The sequence below is a fragment of the Niveispirillum irakense DSM 11586 genome (assembly GCF_000429645.1).
Lineage (GTDB): Bacteria > Pseudomonadota > Alphaproteobacteria > Azospirillales > Azospirillaceae > Niveispirillum > Niveispirillum irakense.
On the sequence record NZ_AUCG01000022.1, the window covers coordinates 264,201 to 288,757 of the forward strand.

Sequence of the window (24,557 nt, forward strand, 5' to 3'; positions counted from 1 at the left end):
GAAATTGAGGAGAAAAGCCCGTATCAGGCCAGGGCGGGCGGTGCCCGCGCGGCAGGCAATGCGCAGGCAAGACGCCTGGTGCCCTGCACAATGTCCGGCAGCCGGTACAGCACATTCCGGGGCGACAGCCAGAGCAGCAGCACTATAGCGGCCAACAATGGCAACGCGTTTGCCAGCATGGCAAAGGCGCAGAGACCGTCCTGATGCGTGTTGGCGGGCGCCTGTCCGCCATCGGGATCAACGATGGTCAGGTCACCAGTGCCCGAACAGACGATCAGAAAGCCTGTACCTTCCCCCATGCCGAAATCAGGCATGTAACCGCCGGGGACCATACCGCGCAGCAAAAGGGCGCACAGCAGCATCATGCCGGCCAGCCGCCGCATGCCGAACGCTCCGCCCCTGTGTCCGCGCGTGTCCATACGCCTCTTGTGATGGCATTTGTCAGCAGGGTCAACAACCCCACCTGCGGCATTTGCTTCCATCACCGCCGGACCCTGTGAAGAACGATCCATCTCAATGCTCGTGCCCCGGCAGCCGCTGTCGGGTCAGGGGATGAACTGTAAGCACCACATCGACCCTGCCAGCCTGTTCAAACGTGAGCGTCACTGGCACGCTGTCACCCGCCACGAAGGGAGCGTAAAGGCCGCTGAACATCAGGTGAAAGGTGCCCGGTTCCAGCACCACCCTGCCGCCATGCGGGATCGGCAGTGCCTCCAGCCGGCGCATGCGGGCGATCTCATCCTCCATGATCGATGCATGCAGCGTCACACGCTCGGCCCAGGGGCTGCTGACAGCCACCAGCCTGTCATCAACCGGCTGATTGTTGACGATCACCATGTATCCGGCACCGGTCGCGGCACTGCCGGGCATTGCCGGTGCCCAGGGATCAGCGATGCCGATCGGGCCTTCCACCTGGAACTGCCCTTGATGAGTATGCATGGCGGCGCTTGCCGCATGCGGCGACAGATAGGTGGTGACATAGGCCGTCGTCGCGATGATACCGACAAACAGCAGCAGGTCCGCCGCGATCATCCATCGCAGCCAGACACGCGCCTTTGGCCTGACGGCCAGACGCGGCGTGAGGATCAGCTTGTTGATCCCGGCCAGCATGAGCAGGCCGCCGGTCAGGGCCAGCTTGGTCAGCAAGCCGCGCGGATAGGCAAGCGTCGGCACCAACCGGAACTCCAGCAGCAAGGCGCTGGTCATCAGGGCAGCGGCAAGGAGAAGGCACACGACCACCATGGCCTGACGGCTGAACCGGCCGACCAGATCGGCGAACCTATCGGCCGGAAGCGTGCGCCCGGCGACCAGCAACACCCATAATCCGCCGAACCACCAGGCGGCTGCCGTCACATGCAGAACCACCGTCACCGATGTCTGCAAGCCATGCGATGCGGAATGGCCGACAACGCCGAATGCGCCAAGGATCAGCAGCGCACCGGCCAATGCGACGGCACGTTTCGCGTATACCGCCACCCACAATCCGCCGATCATTTGCAGACCCAGCGCCGCACCCAGCGGCGACAGAAATATGGCCTTCAGGGTCGCGGAACTCCCGTCGCCACCCAGACGCAGAAAGAACAGCAGCGCCGTGGCCCAGGCGGTGACCGAGAGCACCACCCCGGCCCACCGCGTCAACCCGAGGGTCGTCGGTACCGCCGGCAGGCCGCGCGCGAGCGATGCGCGTGCCATCACAGTCCCAGCAGCGGTCAGCGCCGCAGCATAGCCCACAGCCTTGAAGAGGGCGGCAACCGTGTGGAACATGTCAGGGCTTGGGCGCGCGCATTATCAGAATGATGCTGCCTTCGATGACATTTCCATCGCGCGACAGCGCCCGCCAGCACACTTCGTTGCGGCCACGGATGAATTCCGGCTTCGGCGCTTCGAATGTCAGCGCGCTGCCCGACGGTGTGAAGGGCAGGCCGCGCTCGCCGTCGGTATTGACCAGGGTCAGCGACGTCAGCGATGCCGCTTCCAGGAAGGTCAGCGTCAATATTGGCGGCGACTGGGTCAGGACGCTGCCGCTTGCGGGATCGGAGCTGCGCAGCGTGGTATGCGCTTCAACGGCCAAGGGGATTGCCAGCAACAGGGCGGCAACCGCTATCTTGAACAGTTTCGTCATTTGCCTCGTCCTTTCGGGATCAGGAAACCGGTGATGGTGGGGGGGCTGAAACGGCGGACCAGCCGATCAATGGCCAGCACAAGCAGCAGCGAAGCGCCGAACAGCGGCAGCAGCAGCGCCAGCACAATGAGCGTGATGATCATCCAGCGCTGGGTGGCGCCCGCGATGGCCTTTGGGGCGCCCGATGTGCCGCGCGGCCGGCGCTTCAGCCACATGGTGACACCCAGGATGCTGACCGTGATGAGCGCGATTGCGGTCAGGACGCCGATCAACTGGTTGATCCAGCCGAACAACTGCCCCTCATGCCAGGCCACGCCCGTATTCACGATCCGGTCGATGATATGCTGGTCGGCGAAACCGCGCCGTCCCGTCTCCAGGCCTGTCACCGGGTCATAGGTCACCTGCCGCCCCAGCCAGCGGTTCTGCGCCTCGGACTTGACCGTCCAGACATCGCCGGTCGGCGGCCCGAAACGCTGCGGCGCGTGCGGTGGCAACACCACCACGGGGAAAGCCATCTGCTCCGCTTCTGCCCTGGCAATAAAGCTGGACAAGGACAGGCCCGGCTGTTCCGGAGCGGGCGGCATCGCGGACGGTGCCGCGTCATGATGGCCGGCGTGGCCGCCACCGGCACCGACCTTCCAGTCCTGTGGCCCCTTGGTCAGGCCAAGCTCGGTTCGCGCCCAGGTGAAGGCCCCGCCCCATGCGCCGGCCCAGGGCAGACCGCTGGCCAGCATGACCAGGACGAGCCCCGCGATCCAGAAGCCGGTGACGCGATGGATATCCTTGAACAGCGCCCGTCCCTTCAGCGACAACCGGGGATAGAGCGTGCCCGCCGCGCTGAACGGGCGGGGCCACCAAAGATAAAGCCCGGTCAGGATCATCACGATGGTCCAGCTCGCGGCCAGTTCGACCAACCAGTCGCCCCAGCGGCCCAGCAGCAGGCTGCCATGGATGCGCGACACGATGTCGGCCAGACGCGCACCGGGTTCAAGGCTGCCCAGCACCGCACCCTGCGGCGACACGAAAACCTGCCGCTTGCCGCCATCCGTTGTGGCGATCTGGATCATGGCGGCGTCGCCAGCCTGGCGCGGCAGGCGATAATTCTCGAACAGGGCACCCGGGCTCGCGGCCAGCACGGCCGCGAGCTGGGCATCGGGCGACACCGCCCCCTGCGTGCCCAGCCCCAGCCAGGCCCTTTCCTCCCACCGCTCAATCTGCGGCTTGAACAGATAGATAGCACCGGTGAGCGACAGGATGAGTATGAAGGGCAGCACGAACAGGCCGGCATAGAAATGCCAGCGCCAGATCGTGGCATAGGACCGGGGCCCGCTCATCGGCCATCCGCCCCGAAGCGATAGGCAATCCGCAGGCTGATGGTGCGCGGCTCCCCGACCAGCACCCGGTTCTCGGTGTTGAGCGAGTAACGCGAGGCGTTGTCAGTGAAGTAGTAGGTCCTGTCGAACAGGTTGGTCAGCGTGGCATCGATACGGAATGCCCCGATCTCGGTACCGGCCCCCAGGTCGAACACGGCATAGTCAGGCAGCGTCACCGCACCGCCATTGATCATCTTGCGCGCGCCCACGTAATTGCCGGAGGCACGAAACTCAACTTCCCCGATCTGCACGCGGGTCGTCCCGGTGAAAGTGTGTTTCGGCGTTTCGGCAAGGCGCCCACCCACGGCGGCCGGATCGCTGGATTTGGAGATTTCCGCGTCAAGATAGGCATAGCCGCCCTGGAGGTACCAGCCTGCCACCGGCGACCATTCCCCCTCCAGCTCGAACCCGCGCGTGCGGAACTGGCCATCCTGCACGGAGAAGCCGGCATTGGCGGGATCGGTAACGCCAACATTGTCGCGCCGGACCTGAAAGGCCGAGATGCTGGCGCGGACATTGTCGCGCACGACGCGCAGGCCGGCCTCGGCCTGATCCGACGTCTCGGGCTTGAATGGCGTACCATCGACCTTGCGGTTGCCGGTGACGGCACCCAGGTCGTAGCCGGTATTATAGCCGCCAAATAGCGAAACCCCGCCGCCCAGGGCATAGGTCGTGCCAAGGTGCCAGCTCGTGTTCTTCAGCTTCATCCTGTCGGACGTGCTGGAGAAGGCGGTAGTGAAGCTGTTATCATTGGTGGAATCGGAATAGCGGATGCCGGCCACCACATGCCAGGCATCGGTCAGCGCGATCTGGTCCTGCGCGTAAAGGGCTGCACCCTCAAGCTGCGCGCGTGCTGTGAAGCCGAAATTGCTGGTCGGCGCGCCGCAGCCATGGACCGGCGCGAACACATCGATGGGCCCCACGCCACAGGGCACCACCGGTTGCATCGTGAACGGCACGTCATCATGATTATATTCGATGCCGAACAGCGGCGTGTGGCGGATGCCACCGGTCATCACCTCCCCCGCCAGATCAAGCTGGGCAACGTAGAATTTGTCATTCTCGCCGGCATTGCGACCGGTGCGGGGGATCAGCGTCAGACTGCCGGCGGCCGGTTGGCCCAATTCCGTCGAGCGGCTGGTATTGTTCCACTCGCTATATTGAAAACGCGGCGTCAGGGTCCATGACCCGCCCAAATCCACATCGACCCAGGCCTGGACCAGCGGTGCATCATTTTCCTGCAGATTGTAGGAGGGTTCGCCCAGGAAGGTCGAACGCTTGACCCTGGCGACACCATTGCCGATCACGGTGCCGACCGTGGGCAGGCCCGGATTGTTCAGCGTCTCGCGATGCAGATATTCGGCGACGAGGTGCGCCGAAACCGAATTCCAGGGCTTCCAGGCCAGTGCCAGCCCGACATTCTCGCGATCCAGGTCGAGATGATCGACGAACGAGCCGGAGCGTTCGATCTCCCCGGTCAGGCGGATGGCCAGCGTGTCGGTGAGGGGGCCGCTGACATCGGCGGTAACCATCTTCTGATCATACATGCCGCCGGTCAGCGCCACCGTGCTTTCAAAGGTATCCGTCGGCTGCTTGGTGATGATGGAGATGATGCCGCCCACCCCGGACTGGCCATACAGCACCCCCGACGGTCCCTTCAGCACCTCAATCCGCCCGATATTGGACAGTGCCGACGGGTCGGTGCCATCATAGAAGCGCTGGTAGATGCCATTGCGGATCTGCTGCGGTGAAAACCCCCGGATGCGGAGCGTGTTGCCGCCATAGCCGGAGACACGATTGCGTGCGACGGTCGCTGACGGAACGGCACGCAACGCATCCTCAACGCTGCGGGCACCGCTGCTGATAAGGTCTTCAGCATCGATCACCTGGATGCTCTGCGGCACCTGATCAATCGGGATGCCGGACTTGACGCCGAAACCCGTGACCTTGGTACCGGTGACGACAATCTCGTCATCGCCCAGACGGTCCTGCGCAATGGCGGGCGGTACGACAAGACATCCGACAAGGGCGAGACAAGAGACTCTCATGGAGACTATTTCCTTGAAACATTCATGATGGAAACCGTCTGGCGGTCACCATGCTGATGGTCGGTGCGCAGACGAAGGTCGATACCTCGCCCGGCAGCGCCACGCCGACCCGCAATGCCATTGAATCCAGGCTGAAGCGCCTTGTGGCAGACGGTCGGATTGAAATGTGGGGAATATGGGACAGAGCCCTGATTGGTCGGACCGGGGCCTACGCCTGCCCGGCAGCCGATAACCGCCCCGTACAGCCGCGATCAGTCGCGCGCTGGCGGCCCCCTGGTCGGCGGCCAAAGATAGGCCGGGGCTAAGGGCATAAGCACCAAAACCGGGCGCAGGCCAAGCGCCAAGATGAACAGGATGGCCGCAGCCAGCACAACCGGATCGGCCGCCGCGAGAGACGAAGCCGACAAGCCGGTGAACGCGCAAGGCTGTTCGCTCTTGCCGGAATGCCCGCTGTCGTCCGTTTTGCTTTGCCCCGGAACGGAAAGCACCATCGGCCCCGTCCCTGAACAGATGCTGATGATCATCCGTCCATTATCGGCCACAGGCATGAATCCAGCCGGCACCACAAGCTTCATCAGCAGTGCCAACAGCAAAAAGGCTGTGGCGCTCAAGCGGTTGTTCTGGATAAGGCTGCGTAGCGAATGCACGGTTGTCGCCTTACCTTCTCTTCAGCCTTCTGTCATGCGGGTCGCAGAATGCCTACGGCAGCAACCCAACGCAAGCGTTCCAGATCACAGGGCCGCCGCGAACTCCTGATCTGCGAGATCCGCCCACGACGACATCACCTACTCGAATTTTCCAGCAATGCCCGACCCATCGTCGTTTGTCGCTTTTGGCTCAGGACAATTCGGCCGCAGCGCTTGTGACGGCGCCACCATGCAGCCGTTCTGCCCTGAGCAAATACCCCCGGGAAATTTACCAGACGGGCGGTCTAAAAATGGGGGGCATGTCAGAAATACGCCGCCTCCATAAGGACCTCTAGTGTAACGAGCGTCGGAAACCATAATCTGGAAACCAACCATCCCCAGCTGAAGGGGCATCCACACCATCAGTTCAAAGTCCTCTTCGAGCGGCCTTGAAGTGGAAGCGGGATTGGCCCCAATACAGTAGAAACTCTCTTACAGATTAATAAAGATTTGTGATATTTACGGTCCGCTTGCTGGGACGGGCATTTGTTGTCATCCCTGCAAAAGACGAACAGGTGGGGTCGGTATCCGACTATGCGTAAGTATCTGATCGCAGGCGGAGGCGGCCTTACAATCGCCGCCCTGTTGGTTTTGCGCCCTTGGCACAGCCCGGAACCGATCCATGATTTAACAGCACCTGTCCGCCGCGGGGCCATCAGCGATACAGTTTCCGCCACCGGCACGTTGGAACCATCCAAGCTGGTGCAGGTGGGTGCCCAGGTGACGGGGCAGTTGAAGACCCTGCATGTCGCCCTGGGTGACAAGGTTGCCAAGGGTGACCTGATCGCCGAAATCGACTCCATTCAGCAACGCAATGATCTGCGCGTTGCCCGCGCTGCCCTGGCGGAGGCAGAGGCCACGCTGAAAACGCGCCAGTACCAGTTGGAAAAGGCCGAACGCACGTTGAAGCGCCAGCGCACCCTTTACACCGGCAATGCCGGATCGGGAGCCGATTTCGACGATGCCGAAATTGCCGTCGATGTCGCCCGCGCCGATCTGGCCCAATCCAAGGCACAGATCGACCGCAGCACGGTTGAGGTGGAAAAGGCGGAGGCCAATCTGGGCTATACCCGCATTGAGGCCCCCATGGATGGGCGGGTACTGGCCCTGGCGGTAAAGCCGGGTCAAACCTTGAGTGCGGCCCAGACCATTCCCGTCATTGGCGTTATTGCCGATACCGACACAATGACCGTGCGCGCCCAGGTCTCCGAAGCCGATGTCGCCAAGATCAAGCCGGGACAGGCCCTGTGGTTCAACACGCTGGGCGACCGCAAAACCCGGCACGAAAGCACGGTTCGCATGGTGGAGCCGGCCCCAACCTCCATCCTGACCGCTGGCCAGGAAGGGCTCAGCAGCGCCAGCAGCCAAGGCAGCACCGGGCAGGCGGTCTATTTCAACGTGCTGTTCGACGCGCCCAACCAGGGTGGCAGCTTGATGCCCATGATGACGGCAGAGGTGCATATCACCACACAATCAGCGGAAAACGCCCTGATTGCACCGCTCAGCGCCTTTACCGGCCCCGACGAGCAGGGGCTTTACCGCGCCATGGTGCGCGGGGCCGACGGCAAGCCCGTGGAACGCAAGGTCAAGCTGGGTCTGGTCAGCCAAGTGGAAAGCCAGATCGTGGAAGGCTTGAAGGAAGGCGATGTATTGTTGCTGTCAACCGGCATGGACATGCCGATGGCTGACCCCGCGGGGGCGGAATGACGGCAAGGCTGGAGCTGTCCGGCATCACCCGCCTGTACCAAACCGGTGCAGAAACCGTGGCCGCCTTGGGCGGTATCGATCTGGTAATCGAGCCGGGGGAAATGCTGGCCATTGTCGGAACATCAGGTTCCGGCAAATCCACCTTGATGAATATCTTGGGCTGCCTGGATCGGCCCAGCGGGGGGCAATATTGTGTCGGGGGGGAGGATGTATCCACGCTCAGCCCCGACGGCTTGGCCCGGCTGCGGCGGGAACATTTCGGCTTTGTCTTTCAACGCTATCACCTGATTTCCGGGCTGACGGCGGCGGGCAATGTGGAACTGCCCGCAATTTACACGGGCGAACGTTCGGATAGCCGGCATGGGCGCGCCAAGGCCATTCTGGCCCGGTTGGGGCTGGGGGATCGTTTGTCCCATCGGCCCAACCAGCTTTCCGGGGGCCAGCAGCAGCGGGTGGCCATCGGTCGGGCCTTGATGAATGGCGGCGGCATCATCCTGGCCGATGAACCAACCGGCGCGCTGGACAGCCGCACCGGCGAAACCGTACTGGCCTTGTTGAAGGAACTGAACGCAGAGGGACGCACCGTCATCATCGTCACCCATGATCATGGTGTGGCGGCCCATGCTGATCGCGTGGTGGAAATCGCCGATGGTCGCATTCTGTCCGACAGCCGGCGACCGGCGGAAAAGCGTGTCATTCCGGTGTCGACACCGCATAAAGCGGAAAGCCCCTTCCGCCCTTTGGCAGCCATCGGATTCAGCATCATTGGTGCCATATCGATGTCGCTGCGGGCCATGGCCGCCCAGAAACTGCGCACCGCCCTGACTGTTCTGGGCATTGTCATCGGCATCACCGCCGTGGTGGCGGTGGTGGGGCTTGGCGAAGGGGCCCAGCGGCGCGTTACGGAAGAATTGAGCGGACTTGGCACCAATACCCTGACCATCTATCGCGGTCGGGATATGGGGGACATGAATGCGGCCCGCCTGTCAAAACTGACATTGGAAGATGCGGATGCCTTGGCGGCCCAACCCTACACCGATGGGGTGACACCAGAAATGGCCGGCTCTGTCATTGCGCGTTACGCATCCAGATCGATCAATATGCAGATCCAGGGCGTGGGGCTGGACTATTTCCGCGTCAACGCAATGAAGTTGAAGGCCGGACGGCTATTGACCGCCGACGATCTCAATCGCGTGCGCCCCAGCATCGTGCTGGCGGACAAGACGGCGGAAAGCCTGTTCAAGGATGGTGGTGACCCGATCGGACGGATCATCCTGGCGGGCAAGGCACCGGCCACCGTGGTTGGCATTGTGGAAGCGGAGCATATGCGGGGCAGCAACGGCATGGGCTACATGCCCCATACCGCCTTGCGTACCCGCCTGACCGGTGACAGCAACCTGTCTGCCATCACCGTGCGTTTGAAGAACGGGGTGGACAGCAAGTTGGCCGAAAAGGCCCTGGGCGAGTTGCTGGAACGGCGGCACGGCAGCCGGGATTTCAATATTTTCAACAGCGACCAAATCCGCAAATCCATCGAACGCACCACATCCATGTTTGCGCTGATGATATCGGCGTTGGCTGGTGTGGCCCTGGTGGTCGGGGGGATCGGGGTGATGAACATCATGTTGATCGCGGTGACGGAACGCACGCGGGAAATCGGCCTGCGCATGGCGGTCGGTGCCCGCCAATCCGACATCATGATTCAGTTCCTGATCGAAGCCGTGGCCGTCTGCATGGTGGGTGGTGCGGCGGGGCTGGGCATCGCCTTCGGCCTGTCGGCCCTGTTCAACGCGATGCAGTTCGGCCTGTCGCTGATCATTACCCCCGGTGCCATCCTGCTGGCCCTGCTTTCCACCATGCTGATTGGCTTAATCTTCGGTTTCCTGCCAGCGCGCAAGGCCGCGCGGCTGGACCCGGTTGATGCCCTGTCGCGGGATTGACATCAAGATGCGCGCCACCCTTTTGCCCTGCCTGATTGTACCCTTGGTGCTGACCGGCTGTTTGACCAAACCGGCGGAATATCAACGCCCACCCCTGCCGGGTGGACTAGATTGGCAGAATGGCCAGAATGCTGGCAAACAGGCAGCAGATAGCCAGGCGACCGACATATGGTGGTCGGCCTTTGGTGACAAGGGACTGGATGCGGTGGTGCCGGTGGTGCTGTCGGCCAATAATGATATTTTCAGCGCGGCCCTGAAAGCCCGCATCGCCCTGTTGAATGCCGGACTGGCGGACGTGGCTGCCATTCCCACCCTGTCGGGTTCACTAGGGGCCGGACGCACCATGCCGCTATCCGGGGCCGGCACGGCGCGTAACAATGCCAGCACCAATCTAAGCCTCTCCTATGATGTGGATCTGTGGGGGCGCATTGCCGCCAACCGTGCCGCCGCCGGCATGGAGGCCATGGCCTCGGCGGAAGATGTGGAAGCAGCACGCCTGACCGTGATCGCGGCCACGCTTTCCACTTGGTGGCAACTAGCCCATGCCAACCATTCCATCGCCAGTGCGCGGGCCAGCCTGGAAACCACCTATCGCACGCGCGACATCGTGGCCACCATGTTGCGAGCCCGTACCGCGTCGGAGTTGGACAGGTTGCAGGTCGAACAGACCATCGAAAGTCAGCTTTCGACCCTTGCCGCCCTGGAACGGGAACGGGACAGCCAGCGCGCCGCCCTGGCCGTGCTCCTTAACGGTGCCGCCAGCCCCGTGCCGGAACCACAGATTTTGCCGGAAGGCAGCATTCCGGCCTTGGCCCCCGGCCTGCCCGCCAGCCTGCTTTCCCGCCGTCCGGACCTGCGGGCGGCGGAATTGCGCTTGCGGGCCACCCTGCGCAGCACCGATGAGAAGAAAGCCAGTTATTTCCCCACCCTCAGCCTGTCCGGCAGCCTGGGCACCGGCGGGCAGGCACTGGCTGACATCCTGTCCAATCCAATCGGATCGCTGGCCAGCCAGATCGCCCTGCCCTTCCTGAACCTGAAGCAGATGGGTCTCACCCTGCAGGTGTCGGAAGTGCAATATCAAGCGGCAGTCGCCGGCTTCCAAGGAACGGTGCTGACCGCCTTGTCAGAGGTGGTGACGGGCCTGTCGGCACGCGAAACGCTGATGCGTCAAGAACAGCACCTGTCCCGTTCATTAGCCCTGCAACGGCAGGTACAGGCGCTCTACGAGGTGCAATTGCGGGCTGGCAGCATCCCGCTGCGCACCCTTCTGGATGCACAGGAACGCACCCGCCAGTCGGAAAATGCGCTGATCGACAATCGCCTGACCCGGCTACGCAACGAGGCAACCCTCTATCGCGCCCTGGGCGGCAGCCCGACTGTTGGGTCTTGAAAAGGCGTTTCTCATTGATATCCACAGCCCCGGCAGTCGGAACACCAAGCCAGGAGCCGTCCACTTCCTGACCCTTGGCCCTGGATTAACTTGTTTTGCTCTCCGTCAAACAGGTATCAAGTGATCAAGCACTCTGATGGATAGTCTAGCGCATCAACTCTGACAGGGGATTCGCCTCTGTCGACCGGCGTCCCTCGATATTTCAATAGGTTAAACTTGGATCCGGGCCAGTGCACTAGGGTCTGTGGGGATTCGGCGCGAATTGATGACAGCAGCGGCGAGATAGATCATGGCTTCGAAGCTTTTGTCTGTTTTGCAAGCTCTCATGGCGATGCGCTTGAACTCCTTGAGTTTGCAGAAGAAGTTCTCGATGAGGTGCCGCCATTTTTAGATGTCGGCGTCGATGTCGAGCTTCTGCTTTCGCCTGGAATGTTGGGAGATGACGACTTTGGCACCGCGTTGATCGAGTTCCTTCCATGAACAGCCGGTTGTCTCGACCGCTCCGGCCAGGGCCGGTGCGCTTGCCAAGGCAGTACGGCTCCATCTTCGCCCATTGGGCGTCCGTCAGAAGATTCCTATCCATCCAGAGCTTGAATCACATCCAGACCCCTTTGTGAATCCCCACAGTCCCTAGTCGGCAACCAACCGCCAAACCCGACGGGCGCGGCGGCGGGCTGGCCCGCCTGCTGTGCCGGATCGCGCAGGACCCGCATCAACAATTGAAAGAGGTGCTGTGGGACATGCCCACGGCGCGGGCGCGGCGCATCGGTCCCCGGCAATTGCGCGAGGCCCTTTATCGGGACCACAAGCCTGATGATGACGGCACCCCCCTGCGCATCCAGGACCGACGGGTGGAGACGACCTGCGACGTGCCGGAGAACCGGCTGCTTCGCCATCTGCATGACATGGTCACCCGGCGGCTGCCCGCCTGTCGCCACGTCTTGCCCCGGAGGAAGAGCGTTGTAAGGCCCTGATCCAGACCCTGGCGGATGCACGCCGTCGGGCCCGGTTCCTGGATGGGGTCGGGCCGTTGGCGCATCTGCCGACGCAGATCAGCCACGTGATGATCCACCGGCCTGATTATGCGCGTGTCCTGTCGCTGTGGGCAACTGACCGACGGGTTGACGGTGCAATTAGCCGACAGCGTCCTGGATACGGGCCTGAAGGATGTGCCGGCCCTCTACGAGCTGTGGGGGTGCCTGTCCGTCATCCAGACCGTGATTGATGCGGCATTGGAACAGGGGTTACAGGTGGTGGCACAGGGCCTTGTCCGCCCCGTGCCGGGGTGCCTGCTGGTGGCGCTGTCGCCCGGCGGGGGCAGTGCCGTGGCCCTGGCCCATGCCGATGGGCGGCGCATCGACCTGACCCAACAACGCCCCTTCACCGACCGGGGCCTATGGCAGAGCGTCAGTTTCACGCAGAGGCCCGATCTGGTGCTGGAATGCACGGCCCCTGGCACCCGGCCCCGCCTGATGATCTTTGATCCGAAATACAAGCGGGATGATGGCAACGGTCCGCAGAAGGCGGATATCGACAAAATGCACGCCTATCGTGACGCCATCATCCATGCCGATGGCGGCCGCATCGTGCGCCATGCGACTATCCTTTATCCCGGCCCCACCCGTTGCTTTGGCCCCGGCCTGTCGGCCATTAGTGCCCTGCCGGGGGAGGATGCGGCCCTGGCAGATGGCATCCGCCGCCTGCTGGCCGATCACCTGTTCGGGGCCTGACCTCACCCGCCCTCATAGGCACGTTGGATCAGAGGTTCGGCTTTGCGCAGATCATCCAGGCTGGACAAGATCACCTCCACATCGCCGGTGCCATAATGGCCGACGGCGCGCATGTCGCGGGTGAAGCCGGGTTCCAGCACCACACTGTCGGGGTTCAGTTTCAGGTACAGAACCGTCGTACCATAGCTGGGAAACGCCTCCAGACAGCAGAAATTGCGCAGGCGTTTGAAGGCGATGTAATGCATCAGCTCCTTCACCTGCACATCATCGCCCAGCGCCAGCAGATGGGCCCGCACCGCCTCATACAGATCCGCCGCGGGCGGAGACAGTTTGGCGACGCGATAGGCGATGCTCCTCACCGCCCCTGCCGCTGCCCCACCCGCCAGAGGTGCCGTTTCCGTCAACGGGGGTGCCGCCGTAGCGGCGACGGGCAACGCGGCCTGCGTGGCATTGACCAGTTCCAGCAGCAACAGGTCATCGCCATAATGGCGATAGCGGATCAGTTCGATATTGCGGTTGATCTGCTTCACCGCATGTTCGTCATAGCGGGTGAAGTCGCCAGCGATGCACAGCAGGCGCGGGCCCGACCAGTCCACCGCCTTGGCGGCGTCCGCCCCCAGCCTTTCCATCACCAGCCACTGGAATTCCTTGCGGTGGTCCAACAGCCATTCCAGATAGAACAGGCCCTGGTTGATGACATTCTCGTTCAGCGCCCGCTTATACTCAATGATGACCGGGCAGCCATTCTCATCCAGGCCCAGCGTATCAATCCGCCCGCCATGCACCTTTCCCGTCCCATATTCCGACGCCAGGAACCGCACGCCCAGCAAGCCTTCCAGGTTCGCCTCGAACAGCACCTGCAGCGATTTCTCCACCTGCGCCGCCTTGGCGGTCAGTTCTGTGGGGCCGGCGGGGGAGAGGCGGAAGAGTTTCAGGTCAGGCATGGGGTCCATAAGCCTCTAATTGCTTCTACCAAAATTAGTCAATCCACAGACACCCACTGCCAATCATGAGCTTCGATAGTGCCGCTTGTCCTATGACCGACATATCGACCTTCGCAGCAATCTTTTGACGGATTTATTTTGACCATGAATCCACCCATATAACCTAATCCATCCACATCAGACCATGTTCCGACGATATAGCTTTCCCTATGCACCACCCCAACCAGACTGTATTTACTACTCCTTCCATTTTTACTAATTGAATGCCAATACCCCACTACCCATTGACGAAATTGATAAATTTCCATATCAGAAATATTTTCGTCTGGCCAGCTTTCACTACCCCTTATTTCCCACTTTTGCGACCAATTCCCTGTAAGAGGGCCACGCCATTTATCGCGACTTCGTGCCAATACGCGAATCATCCACCCGGCGGGCACGCTGGAGAGCAACGGCTGCACCCATGCGCCAGCAATAGCAGAACCAACGACACCAAGCAGAAAGCCGATCAGCAATTCCATCACATCTCCTTGAACATTCGATCATATTTATCATCGGGTAGCACAGTCGCTGAAATTATCGGTAGGTCGCGTCCATATGGATACAGAAGCCAGGCCGTTTCAATGCAAGACAAAATTTCACTGAACTTTCCCACGCCGCGATCGCTTCGGCATTTGCACCCGCTCCGCCCGGATACGTTCCAACAGCACCGACGCCGCTTCATCCGCCGGGTCCTGGGGGACCAGTTCGCCGCGGAAGGCTTTGGCGAGGATGGATTGGGTGAGGGTGGTGTGTTGGGAGGTGGTTCTCTCGATAGTAGATTCCAGCTTCGCCATTCGTTCCATCCCATACTGAATCGCATTCAGTAGGAGGTGTTGTTCTGCCATGGGCGGAACGGGAACAAAGACGTTACTCAAAACTTCCAGATTGATGTTCTTCTGAGCTGTTGCAGGAGCAAAACGCTCAAGATCAGCTTTGGCAGTTCTGATGAAAAACTCCACTAGACCAACCAGAATTGTATCTTTTCTGGGGAAAAATCCGACCACGCTATCCGGAAAACAGGCACTAAAATTCAGGATTCCTGTCTCAGCAATATTTGCAGCGATGGTGATACATAATGTCCCACGAGGCCAAAGTTTGCTTTGACGAAGCCCGAATTCGCTATATGTCTGAGTATAGGACGTCACCAACCCGCCCGATGCGGCCACTTCACCCGTCTGTAAGAACGGATAAGGGCCACCAAAAAGCTGCGGATCATTTCTGGGGCGATGCTTCGACTTCCCTCGCCCCAACTCGCCGAGGGCAGGCAGTCTCACCCAAACCCAAGAATCAGGAATTAGGGGCAGTCCTGATTCGATTCCCTCCGATGCCGTCCGCAAATCAGCGTCATTAACTTCGCCATTCAATTCATAAACTGCGGAATCCTCATTCGCCGCCCGCCAATCCGCCGTCAAATCCCCCCGGAAGGCGGCGGCGAGGAGGGATTGGCGGTAGCGGTCGAGCAGGGGGGGCAGGGCGTCCAAAGCCGCCTTGGCCCGCGCACCCTTGGCCAACAACGCCTCTATCCGCTCCACGATCCGATGTTGTTCGGGCAGCGGTGGCAGGGGGACGGTGAGCTGAGCCAAAACGCTCGCATTGACCCCTGGCTGCGCCGTCCCCTTGCTATCACTAGCGATCTGGCTCCAGTACGAAGGAGACTTCATATAAAGCGACAAATAATGGGGAGAAACCCCAGAAGTCGGACGAACACGAATTAGATATGATGCGAATACTGAAGGTGGTGGCTCAAAGTCTATTAAATATGACTTGCCGGTAGTTGCACCGGTTCTCGCAAAGAGAATATCATTTTGCCGAACTCCAAAACGGGCAATGTTTTCGCACTCGCAATATGGAACAGCAGACCAATCAACATTACCATCTTGTATGTCGGTAATACGAATAAACTTCGGCCCCACATCAGCGGTTTTAGCTGATGCTGTATAGCCGTAATCAATTTGACTAGATAGCTCCCCCAACTCAACCTCAACCCACCCCGGCGGCAATTCCCAGTTCATGCCCATGTCTCCTGCGCCATCACAAACGCCATCGGGCAGACTTGACCGAGTGCCAAAACATCTTCATTAACGAGGATGGAGGTTCGGCTTCGGCGTGACTTTACTCGGGTTAGCCGAGCAAGTGATGACCCTGGCATGACCTCCTTCAACTCAACGCAAATGGCACTCATTCCCCCGCCCCCGCACTCTCCGGTTCCAGCAGGGCGGCCAGTTCTTCCATCTCTTCCAGTGCGGTGCGCAACTGGTCGATGATCTCGGCGGCCAGGGTTTCGGGTGGGGGCAGGTCTTCGCTGCCGCTGCCTTCCTCGCGCAGCCAGGTGATGTCCAGATTGTCGCCGCGTGCCGCGATCTGGTCGCGGGTGAAGGGGCGGAAGCGGGCGGTTTCGCCATCATCCACGCGCGGGGATTGGCCATGCGGGTCGGGGCCATAGGCTTCCTCGAACGCCGCGAAATGCGCCCGTGTCAGGGGGCGGGTCTTGCCAAAGGGCGGCTGACCCGTCCGCATGTCATAAATCCAGGTGGTCTGTGTATTGCCCCGGTCGCTGCGGCCACGGGTGAAGAACAGCACATTGGTCTTCACCCCCTGGGCATAGAAAATGCCGGTGGGCAGGCGCAGGATGGTATGCAGGTCGCATTTTTCCATCAGGTCGCGGCGCACATCGCGGCCCACCCCATCCTCAAACAACACATTATCGGGCAACACCACGGCAGCGCGCCCGCCGGGCTTCACCCCGCGATAGATATGCTGCAAGAAACAAAGCTGTTTATTGCTGGTGGGAAAGGTCAGGTCATCGCGTGTGGGCAGGCCCCCGCCCTTCTTGGTGCCAAAGGGCGGGTTGGTCAGGATCAGGTCGGCCCGTTCCAGCGCCGATCCATCTGGCGACAGGGCATCGCCCACATGCACCGGCCCTTCAATCCCATGCAGGATCAGGTTCATCAGGCCCAGACGCTGGGCATCCTGCACCAGTTCCAGCCCCTGAAAGGCGCGCACCCGCTGAAAATACTGCATGGATTCGGGCAGGGTGAACAGATCATCCGTCTGGCCCTTGATGTACCGGTCGGCGGCAATCAGGAAGCCGCCGGTGCCGGCGGCGGGGTCCTGCACCACCTCCCCCGCCTGTGGCCGCATCAGGGCCACCATGCTGTCAATCAGGCAACGCGGGGTGAAATATTGCCCGGCCCCGGACTTCTTCTCCTCCGCGTTCTTCTGCAACAACCCTTCATACAGATCGCCCAGCCCCTCTGTGCGGGCGGAGTACCAGTCCAGCCCATCCAGACTGTCGACCAGCGTTTTCAGGTTGGTCGGGCGTTTCAGGAAGGTCTGCGCATTGGCATAAATCTCCTGCACCCGCTCACTGCCCTCCGACCCCAGGCGGATCAGCATCTGCCGGTAGAAATTAAGCTGCTCCGTCCCCGTCTGCCGCTTCAGGTCCGCCCAGCGCAGGCCGGGCGGAATGTTGGGCGCATGCTTGCCCTCCTCCGCCCCCGTCTCCTCCGCCATTTTCAGGAACAGCAGATAGGTCAGCTCTGTCACATACTGATGATAGGTGATGCCGTCATCGCGCAGGACATTGCAGAGGTTCCAGAGTTTTGCAACGATGTCATTGGTATTCATTGCGCCCGTTTAATGCCGTGTGAATAATAAAATGAAGATGTATCGAAGGTTACCCGATCAATCATCACCGATCCGGATTTCATGTGACCTTCTATCGTTGCCGGGAAGACGTCACTCATCTCATCATCCGGGTACGACAAGGTCACATAGACGTTAACAAGTATTGAGAATTTCTCGCCATCCCAGATGATTTCATCATCAAATATTTCGACCAGATCAATGACAGTGTCACCAGACAGCTCGGCCATTTCCGACCAGGCCGGGAACAAGCGCAAATCCAGGGATTCGATCTTGGCACGGATGGCCTGCCGCCGCGCCGCTGTTTGGTCGCCCGTGGTCATCATGCCCTCCTCAGTAGCTGACGTCGCCGACAGCGATGCCGCGCCGATATTGCCAGCTCAGCGTTTCACAGAGACCGTCCAGGTCCGCCATTATATGGGAGGGGTCAATACCAAGATAGAAGAGCTTTTTGCGGAAATAAGGGACATGTTGGGGCGGAATCTCGAAGCGGTTCTCCTCCATCTTGGTGAGAGGCCAATCCTCGTCCGGTTTGCCATGTATGGTGAAAAAGCCCCGTTGCGAAACGAGGCGGGCATCGCTGGTCGACGGGACGACGAACTTCACATCCTCGACCAGAAACGGATCCGGTTCGTCTTCCGTCCGCAGGATCAGTGCCTTACCGATCTTGATAGCGTGAATGGCCGCCGCCTCCGTCAATCCAGCATCATCGTGCGACTTGACAGCAAAATAGGCTGCGACCAAGGGGTTGCTGGTCCAGTCCAGTAAGCGGGTCGGCAGGCCATGGTGCTGGGCGATAGCCAGCATTTCCCAGTCACTGGCGACGCTGATATTGCCATAGCCCCGCGCCCGCCGCTTAAACGTATCGAAAATGCGTTTTTCATACAGGGGATTGTATTTGCCCACTGGACAGGATTGCGCCCGCCCAACCTTCGGACGAAGGGGCCATGACACGGCCCCCTGCCCCCTGAACATCCAGTTGGAAGTTTCACGCTTGCCAATGAAAGCCATGAAGCTGGCCCAGCAGTCCTTCTGCTCACTCATCAGTTTTGTGTTAAATTTTACAGCCATATCAGCCTGCCTGTTGCCACAAGCCGTTTACCATCCGGGAGAGAACATTCAGCAACTCGCCCCCAAACACCCTATCCAGCCGCGCAAATCCACCCCCGGTGGCCTTGAACTGCCCCGTATCCAAGCTCTCGCGGTCTACCACCACTTCTCGCTTCATTTGAAGCGCAATCCGCTCCAGCCATTGCCGTTGTACCGTTGTCCACGCCCGTTCGGCCAGGATTGCCGCCAAGACCCGGTCCACCCGCATCTCATAGGGGATCAGCGGGTCGCCCAAGGCGGCTTGCCGGATATAGCCGATGATACCGGCGGCGACGTCGACATGGCGGGCATCGCGGAAGGCGGCGCGCAGGTCGGCTTCCTTGAAGCCCTTTTCCTCCAGCAGTAACCGTATCTCCCGCAACTGTGCGCGGGTCAGGTCGCGCGGGCGTTGGGCGATGATGGTCAGGGCCGGGATGGCGTTGATCTGGGTCTTCAGGAAATTCTCAAACGCCGACAGGTAATCCTCCGGCCGGGTGAAGCCGGGGCCATAGCCCTGGGCCATGCCCAGATAGGTGTCTTCATGGTCCGACACGGGCAGGCGCACCGGTCCCATCTCCCCTGCCCGGTCCAGCCAATCGATCAGGGGCGTCAGGCCGGACAGCATCTGTGCCGCCTCCACCGGTGTGGCGTGGCGCAGACGATCGACCAGCGCCGTCGGCGTCAGGCCGCCGGCCAGATGGTTGAACCGTTCGGCCCGCGCCTCCTCCCCCTCATACCGGCGACGGCGACGCTGCATCTTGGCGATGATCTGGTCCAACAGGTAGCGGGCCTTCTCCGTCCGATGCTGCGCCTCGGGATCGATGCCAGGCGGCGGGCCGCTGTCGAAGCCCTCACCCTCTTCTGCCATGCCGCCCTCTGTACCGGGCAGGGGTTCTGGCGTGGTCGCGGCCATGCCCACCGTTTCGGTCAATTCCTCCAGCAACTGCCCGAACCGGATGTTCGGATTGGCCACCACCGGCTTCACGGCGCTGACCGCCTGCATGTCGCGGTACAGACCAACGGCATCGAAAATACGAAAGGCGGTCTTGCCGATCTCCGGGCACAGGCGGGTGGCGCGGCCGATCATCTGTTCGTACAGAATGCGGCTGGACACCTTGCGCACGAAAACCAAGTTCACAATCTCCGGCACATCGATGCCCGTGGTCAGCAGGTCCACCGTCACCACGATGCTGGGCAGGCGTTCATTCTTGAAGGCGCGGATACGCTGTCCGGGCCGGTCCACCGCGCCGGTGATCTTCTCCACCGCCGCTTCCTCCAACCCGCCATAGCGGGCGCGCAGGGCGGTGCGGATTTCATCGACCAGGATATCGGCATGTTGGTCGGTGGCGGCGAAGACCAGGGTCTTGCCGGGAAGGGCCGGATCGACATGTTCGGCCAGCGCCTGTGCCACGGCAGCATTATAGGGCCGGGTAATGACCTGGCGGTTGAACTGCTCCACCTCGAACCCCAGATCGTCCGGCAATTCATGGTCGGTCAGGGTGCCCGCCTCCCGGTCGAACATGCCGACCGTGTCACCGGCCTGCCAATGGATGCCGCTGTCACGCAATTGGGTCAGCACCTGTTGCGGCGGCTCATGATCCACCAGCCAGCCATCAATCACCGCTTCACGCAAACTGTAGCGGAAGACAGGGGGGCCGAAGATGTCCGTGGTGTGCAGGGCGGGCGTGGCGGTCAGGCCAATACGCACGGCATCAAAACGATCCAGGACTGCCTTATATTTGGACCGGTAATCATTCTCATTACGGAACGATAATTCCTCATCCGTCGCCTCCCGGTCCAACAGATAGCCGCGATGGCATTCATCGACGATGATGCAGTCATACTGGTCCACGGGCGGCGGGCTGCTGCCCTCGGGGGCAAACATGATGCGCTTCACCATGGCCTGGACCGTGGCGATATGCACCTTGGTGCTGGCGTCAGGCACAGTGTCGCCGATGGCCTTCACCTCAAAAATATCGGCGAAGGGCTGCATCTGCACGATGCGGGTGTCGCGGAACGCACCTTCGGCCTGTTCGCCCAGGGCCGTCCGATCCACCAGGAACAGGATGCGGCGGAAGCGGTTGGCGGCCAGCAGCCGGTACAGCATGGCAATGCAGGTCTTGGTCTTGCCCGTGCCCGTGGCCATGGCGACCAACAGGCTGCGCCGTCCTGCCGCCAAATTGCGCTCCACCGCCTGGATGGCCCGCACCTGATAATCCCGCAGGCCGAAATTATAGGTGAAACTCTGGCGCGCCAGATCCGCCTGTGCCGCCGCCACATCCATGGACGCAAGGTCCAGCAGTCCCTGCGGACTGTACCAGCCCTCCAAGGGACGGGCCGCATTCTCCGCCCGCCTTGCGTCGCGGAACCAGATGCCGCTGGCGGTGCGCAGTTGCGGCAGAAAGGCCCGGCCGTTGGTGGCGAACAGGAACGGGATATGATGCCCATCCCAGGGGCCGCCGGTGACCGGAACCTCCTCCCCCTGCACCCGGAAATGGCTGCTATACCGCGCGGCCTGAACCAGGGCACCGGGCACATCGGACGCCCGGCGCTTGGCCTCCACCACGGCCAGCGGCGTCAGGCCCGCGAACAGCACATAATCGGCGGGGCCGTCCGCCGTCGGCCATTCGGCAATAGCCCGGTTGGCTCCGCGCGCGGGGCGGGCGCCGGCGGCATGGGTCAGGCTGGCGGTATCCACCTCCCACCCCGCTTCCGCCAGTTGCGCGTCGATCAGCTTGCGGGTTTCAAACTCATCCAGCGACAGTTCGCGGGCCGCCGCCTCCGCTGCTTCGGCCAGGGCCGGGGTATCGGCGGCGGCAGTGGCCGCCTGCAGGGACAGCGCCTGTTCCAACGCAGCCTGCCGTCCAGCCTCCGCCTCCGCCGCCAAAGCCGCCAGCTGCGCGCGCGCTTCCTCCGCTACCAGGGCACGTTCCTCGGCGCTCAGCCGGGCTTGCGCGGCGGCTTCTGCTTCGGCCTGCGCCTTCTCGGCGGTACTGCGGCTGGCCGCCACCTCGGCCCGCAGCCGTTCCAGTTCCCGCTGCAAGGCGGCGGTTTCGGCGCGCGGGTCGGGTGGCGGTACAAAAGGACCGGGCTGGAACGCGCGATCACCCAGGGAGCGGTGAAACCAGATGGCCAGTTGATGCGCGATCTTCAGGTGGGCCAGCGCCTGCTGATGGTCGCCATCCAGAGCGTGAACAGCGGCATTCCCCGCCCGGCGCAACTGATGAAACAGGTCTGCAACCTGCCGGGGCAGGACGCCCCGGTCAGCCAGACGCCGCAGCCGCTCCACCTGCGGCTCTTCGGTTGTGCCCAGGATACGGGCGCGGGCGGCCAGAAGCTGCGCCATCAGTTCCCCAAACTGCCGCAGCTTCACCAGCGTCGTGGACGGATCTTCCACGAAATTCCGCTCCGCCACCGCGCCCAGCCGCACCAACTGAGCCGAATGCACAGCCAGAAACGCGAAATTGGGGGTTTGGGGAACAGTCAAGGCAGCAGGGACCGAACGCTGTTGGTTGGATAAGGATGATGCAGCAATTGCCAGCAGACGTGCAAGGAGGCAGAGCCAGCACTGAAAAATTGCAGATGCTGCACGTTTACCCTGCCCAACTTCAACCGCCAAAGGGTAAGATGCCACGATTAGCTTTATCTGGTTAGAATCGGATCGGAGGCCTGCGTGTTTTCGTGGTTAGCGTCATTCCATGTAACGGTTGGGGGTTATCAGTTTGGCTTTGTATGGATCACTGTTCTGCTTTTGTTGTTCATTTTCTTTATCTTCTATGCGCTCCCAGCAATTTGGTCGCTCGTTGACCTGTATAGATTGTCTTCGCGAATCAATGCCGCCAAGGCGACGTCGCCCCCCCTGACTAAGGGTGCAATGTCCGATGTCTTCCAGCCATTCGGCCATTTCAACCATCGCTGGAATGAATATGCCGAAACGCTGCATGAACAATTCACCAACGTCGATGGTGAAAAACGGCTGTACCGTATCCGGGCGACTGTCCCGGCAGAGGTCTATTTCAACGCCGCTACTATTATTGACGGCCGTACCCATGCGGAGTTTTTCCGGCATCTTCCCGGCATACTTACAGGGGTGGGGATCATCGGCACGTTCATCGGACTGATCTCCGGCTTGCAGGAGTTCAACCTGAAGCTGGACGATCCGGCGATGCTGACAGCGGCGCTGGACAAACTGATCTACAGCGTCAAGGAAGCCTTCATCGCGTCGGCCATTGCCATCATCGCGGCGATGCTGGTGACCTTGATCGAAAAGGGCCTCGTTAACTGGAACCATAATTGCCTGGATAAGCTGGTCCAGACCATTGACGGGCTGTATGAGGCGGGTGCCGGTGAGGAATATCTGGCGCAACTGGTGCGATCGTCGGAGGAAGGGGCCACCCATTCAAGGCAGTTGAAAGACAGCCTTGTCGAGGACTTGAAGCATCTGCTGACTGAGTTGACGGAACGGCAGGTACAGGCCACGCATCAGGCCAGCGCTGCCATGGCCAGCCAGATCGGCGACAGCATCGCCGGCAGCCTTCAGGCCCCGCTGGACAAGATCGCCAGTGTTGTGGAGGTGGCCAGCGGCAAGCAGGGCGACGCCGTCCATGGCATGCTTGAGAACCTGATGACGGCTTTCATGGCAAAGCTGGAAGACACAATGGGCGACCAGATGAAGGGGCTGGCCGCCATGCTGACCGAGAGCGCGGGTTCGATGCGGGAGATGCAGGCCGGCTTTGGCCGTCTGGTCAGCGAGTTGTCGCAGGCCGGCGACACTGCCAGCCGCAGCATGTCCGATCAGTTGGCCAGCATGATGGCCGAGGCAGAGGCAAGACAAACCCGCATGGCCGAAGCCCTTGACCGCGCCGTCACCTCTATGCAGGGCCAGATCAGCGGCGGACAGGAGGAAATGCAGCAGCGCCTAGGTGACGCCATCGCCGGGATCAAGGATGCCGTCGGCCAGATGATGGCCGACATGGCCGAACAGCGCCGCCATCTTGCCGCCAGCGGCGACGAAGAGGCCCAGCGCCTACGCGAAGCGATGACGTCCCTTCTGGATGAAGTGCGAAGCGCCAGCCAGCACACCGCCAACCGCTATGGCGATGAACTGTCCGCGACCCTGGCCAAGGTTCAAGGTGCCTTGGATACGACGCTGGGCAGCCTTTCCGACAGCCAGCGCGCCAATGATGAACGCAGCCAGCAGCTTCTGGAGGCATTGGAGGCCCGGCTGGCGGTTCTGATCGACAGCAGCAAGGGGGCCGCCGACAGCCTGCGAGAGAATATCGGCCGGCTGAATCAGACCTCCATGGAAGCCATTAACGGCATGAACCGGGGGGCCGAAACCATGCGCAAGGCAGCGGAAGGTTTTGCGACCGCCGGCGACACTGTCACCGGCGCTGTGGCGAAGGGTGGCGAGCTGTTTGAGCGGGTTTCGACAGTGGCCAAGGGCCTGGAAGCAACCGCCGACACAATGCGCGACACCATCACCGCCTATGCCCAGACGCGTGGCAGCCTGGAGGCCATGGCCGAAACCCTGCGCACCACGGTGCAGGAAGCCGATCAGCGGGCCGGTTTGAGCCGGACCCTGGTCACCGACATGGAACGGCTGGTGGCCAGATTCAGCGAAAGCCAGACCCAGGCCCGCGAGTATCTGGACGAGATCACCAGCGTCCTGGGCAAAGCCTTCGATGATTTTGGCACCTCTATGACCAGGAGCCTGGACAGGAGCCGCAGCGAGTTCGATGTGTCCCTGTCCAAGGCCGTCGGGATGCTGGATAGCGAGATTCAGGAACTGGCGGACGTGCTGGAGAATTTTCGTGTCCGGGTGTCCAACTGATCGGGAGG

The 24,557-nt window shown here is 61.5% G+C and carries 20 protein-coding genes; 7 read left to right on the plus strand and 13 right to left on the minus strand.

The features are described 5' to 3' along the window. Nucleotides 1-23: 23 nt before the first annotated feature. From G473_RS26535 to G473_RS31185, 6 genes are all read right to left on the minus strand, one after another. On the minus strand, nt 24-383 hold the full coding sequence (locus tag G473_RS26535; protein ID WP_035706787.1) for a DUF2946 family protein: 360 nt from the start codon (nt 381-383) through the stop codon (nt 24-26). 130 nt (nt 384-513) lie between these two features. Continuing rightward, on the minus strand, nt 514-1,764 hold the full coding sequence (locus G473_RS29255; protein ID WP_051330182.1) for a copper chaperone PCu(A)C domain-containing protein: 1,251 nt from the start codon (nt 1,762-1,764) through the stop codon (nt 514-516). Between the two features lies 1 nt (nt 1,765). Then, on the minus strand, nt 1,766-2,122 hold the full coding sequence (locus G473_RS0111810) for a copper resistance CopC family protein (RefSeq protein WP_029013270.1): 357 nt from the start codon (nt 2,120-2,122) through the stop codon (nt 1,766-1,768). After that, nucleotides 2,119-3,456 carry a PepSY-associated TM helix domain-containing protein gene (locus G473_RS0111815; protein WP_029013271.1) on the minus strand — a complete coding sequence of 446 codons (1,338 nt, stop codon included), beginning with the start codon at nt 3,454-3,456 and terminating at the stop codon, nt 2,119-2,121. The genes G473_RS0111810 and G473_RS0111815 overlap by 4 nt, the downstream gene beginning before the upstream one ends. Next, nucleotides 3,453-5,543, minus strand: a complete 2,091-nt coding sequence (locus G473_RS0111820) for a TonB-dependent receptor (protein ID WP_029013272.1) — start codon at nt 5,541-5,543, stop codon at nt 3,453-3,455. Before G473_RS0111820 ends, G473_RS0111815 begins: the two co-directional genes overlap by 4 nt. A gap of 251 nt (nt 5,544-5,794) precedes the next feature. Next, on the minus strand, nt 5,795-6,118 hold the full coding sequence (locus G473_RS31185) for a DUF2946 family protein (protein WP_035706980.1): 324 nt from the start codon (nt 6,116-6,118) through the stop codon (nt 5,795-5,797). A 645-nt stretch (nt 6,119-6,763) separates the two neighbouring features. On the opposite strand from G473_RS31185, the gene G473_RS26540 reads away from it, so the two are divergent. The 6 genes from G473_RS26540 to G473_RS0111855 all read left to right on the plus strand — a co-directional run bounded on the left by G473_RS26540 (nt 6,764) and on the right by G473_RS0111855 (nt 12,996). Beyond that, a complete protein-coding gene (locus G473_RS26540) occupies nt 6,764-7,936 on the plus strand; it encodes an efflux RND transporter periplasmic adaptor subunit (protein ID WP_051330183.1) in 1,173 nt (390 codons plus the stop codon). Then, nucleotides 7,933-9,876, plus strand: a complete 1,944-nt coding sequence (locus G473_RS0111835; protein ID WP_029013274.1) for a MacB family efflux pump subunit — start codon at nt 7,933-7,935, stop codon at nt 9,874-9,876. The genes G473_RS26540 and G473_RS0111835 overlap by 4 nt, the downstream gene beginning before the upstream one ends. A gap of 7 nt (nt 9,877-9,883) precedes the next feature. Continuing rightward, nucleotides 9,884-11,266 (plus strand): efflux transporter outer membrane subunit, encoded by a 1,383-nt coding sequence (locus tag G473_RS0111840; RefSeq protein ID WP_035706986.1) that lies wholly within the window; start codon nt 9,884-9,886, stop codon nt 11,264-11,266. A gap of 216 nt (nt 11,267-11,482) precedes the next feature. Then, nucleotides 11,483-11,746 (plus strand): hypothetical protein, encoded by a 264-nt coding sequence (locus tag G473_RS31190; RefSeq protein WP_029013276.1) that lies wholly within the window; start codon nt 11,483-11,485, stop codon nt 11,744-11,746. 206 nt (nt 11,747-11,952) lie between these two features. Then, nucleotides 11,953-12,240 carry a DUF2357 domain-containing protein gene (locus G473_RS30325; protein WP_281169918.1) on the plus strand — a complete coding sequence of 96 codons (288 nt, stop codon included), beginning with the start codon at nt 11,953-11,955 and terminating at the stop codon, nt 12,238-12,240. A gap of 108 nt (nt 12,241-12,348) precedes the next feature. Next, nucleotides 12,349-12,996, plus strand: coding sequence for a nuclease domain-containing protein (locus tag G473_RS0111855; RefSeq protein WP_029013278.1), 648 nt, complete (start codon nt 12,349-12,351; stop codon nt 12,994-12,996). Between the two features lie 2 nt (nt 12,997-12,998). Here the strand turns inward: G473_RS0111855 and G473_RS0111860 are convergent, their stop codons facing one another. The 7 genes from G473_RS0111860 to hsdR all read right to left on the minus strand — a co-directional run bounded on the left by G473_RS0111860 (nt 12,999) and on the right by hsdR (nt 22,203). Continuing rightward, the gene (locus tag G473_RS0111860) at nt 12,999-13,940 is read right to left on the minus strand and encodes a DUF5655 domain-containing protein (protein WP_029013279.1); all 942 of its coding nucleotides are present in this window, start codon (nt 13,938-13,940) and stop codon (nt 12,999-13,001) included. Between the two features lie 38 nt (nt 13,941-13,978). Beyond that, nucleotides 13,979-14,461 carry a hypothetical protein gene (locus G473_RS30330; protein WP_154667377.1) on the minus strand — a complete coding sequence of 161 codons (483 nt, stop codon included), beginning with the start codon at nt 14,459-14,461 and terminating at the stop codon, nt 13,979-13,981. 117 nt (nt 14,462-14,578) lie between these two features. Beyond that, the gene (locus G473_RS30645) at nt 14,579-15,994 is read right to left on the minus strand and encodes a restriction endonuclease subunit S (RefSeq protein WP_161630977.1); all 1,416 of its coding nucleotides are present in this window, start codon (nt 15,992-15,994) and stop codon (nt 14,579-14,581) included. Nucleotides 15,995-16,160: 166 nt separating this feature from the next. Beyond that, a complete protein-coding gene (locus G473_RS0111870; protein ID WP_029013280.1) occupies nt 16,161-17,609 on the minus strand; it encodes a class I SAM-dependent DNA methyltransferase in 1,449 nt (482 codons plus the stop codon). Continuing rightward, on the minus strand, nt 17,606-17,953 hold the full coding sequence (locus tag G473_RS0111875; protein ID WP_029013281.1) for a hypothetical protein: 348 nt from the start codon (nt 17,951-17,953) through the stop codon (nt 17,606-17,608). The genes G473_RS0111870 and G473_RS0111875 overlap by 4 nt, the downstream gene beginning before the upstream one ends. 7 nt (nt 17,954-17,960) lie before the next feature. Beyond that, nucleotides 17,961-18,698 carry an FRG domain-containing protein gene (locus tag G473_RS26550; protein ID WP_084438013.1) on the minus strand — a complete coding sequence of 246 codons (738 nt, stop codon included), beginning with the start codon at nt 18,696-18,698 and terminating at the stop codon, nt 17,961-17,963. A 1-nt stretch (nt 18,699) separates the two neighbouring features. Then, on the minus strand, nt 18,700-22,203 hold the full coding sequence (hsdR, locus tag G473_RS0111885; protein WP_029013282.1) for a type I restriction-modification system endonuclease: 3,504 nt from the start codon (nt 22,201-22,203) through the stop codon (nt 18,700-18,702). 186 nt (nt 22,204-22,389) lie between these two features. On the opposite strand from hsdR, the gene zorA reads away from it, so the two are divergent. After that, nucleotides 22,390-24,549: an anti-phage ZorAB system protein ZorA gene (zorA, locus tag G473_RS0111890; protein WP_245580048.1), complete on the plus strand. Its 2,160-nt coding sequence runs from the start codon at nt 22,390-22,392 to the stop codon at nt 24,547-24,549. The last annotated feature ends 8 nt before the right edge of the window (nt 24,550-24,557 follow it).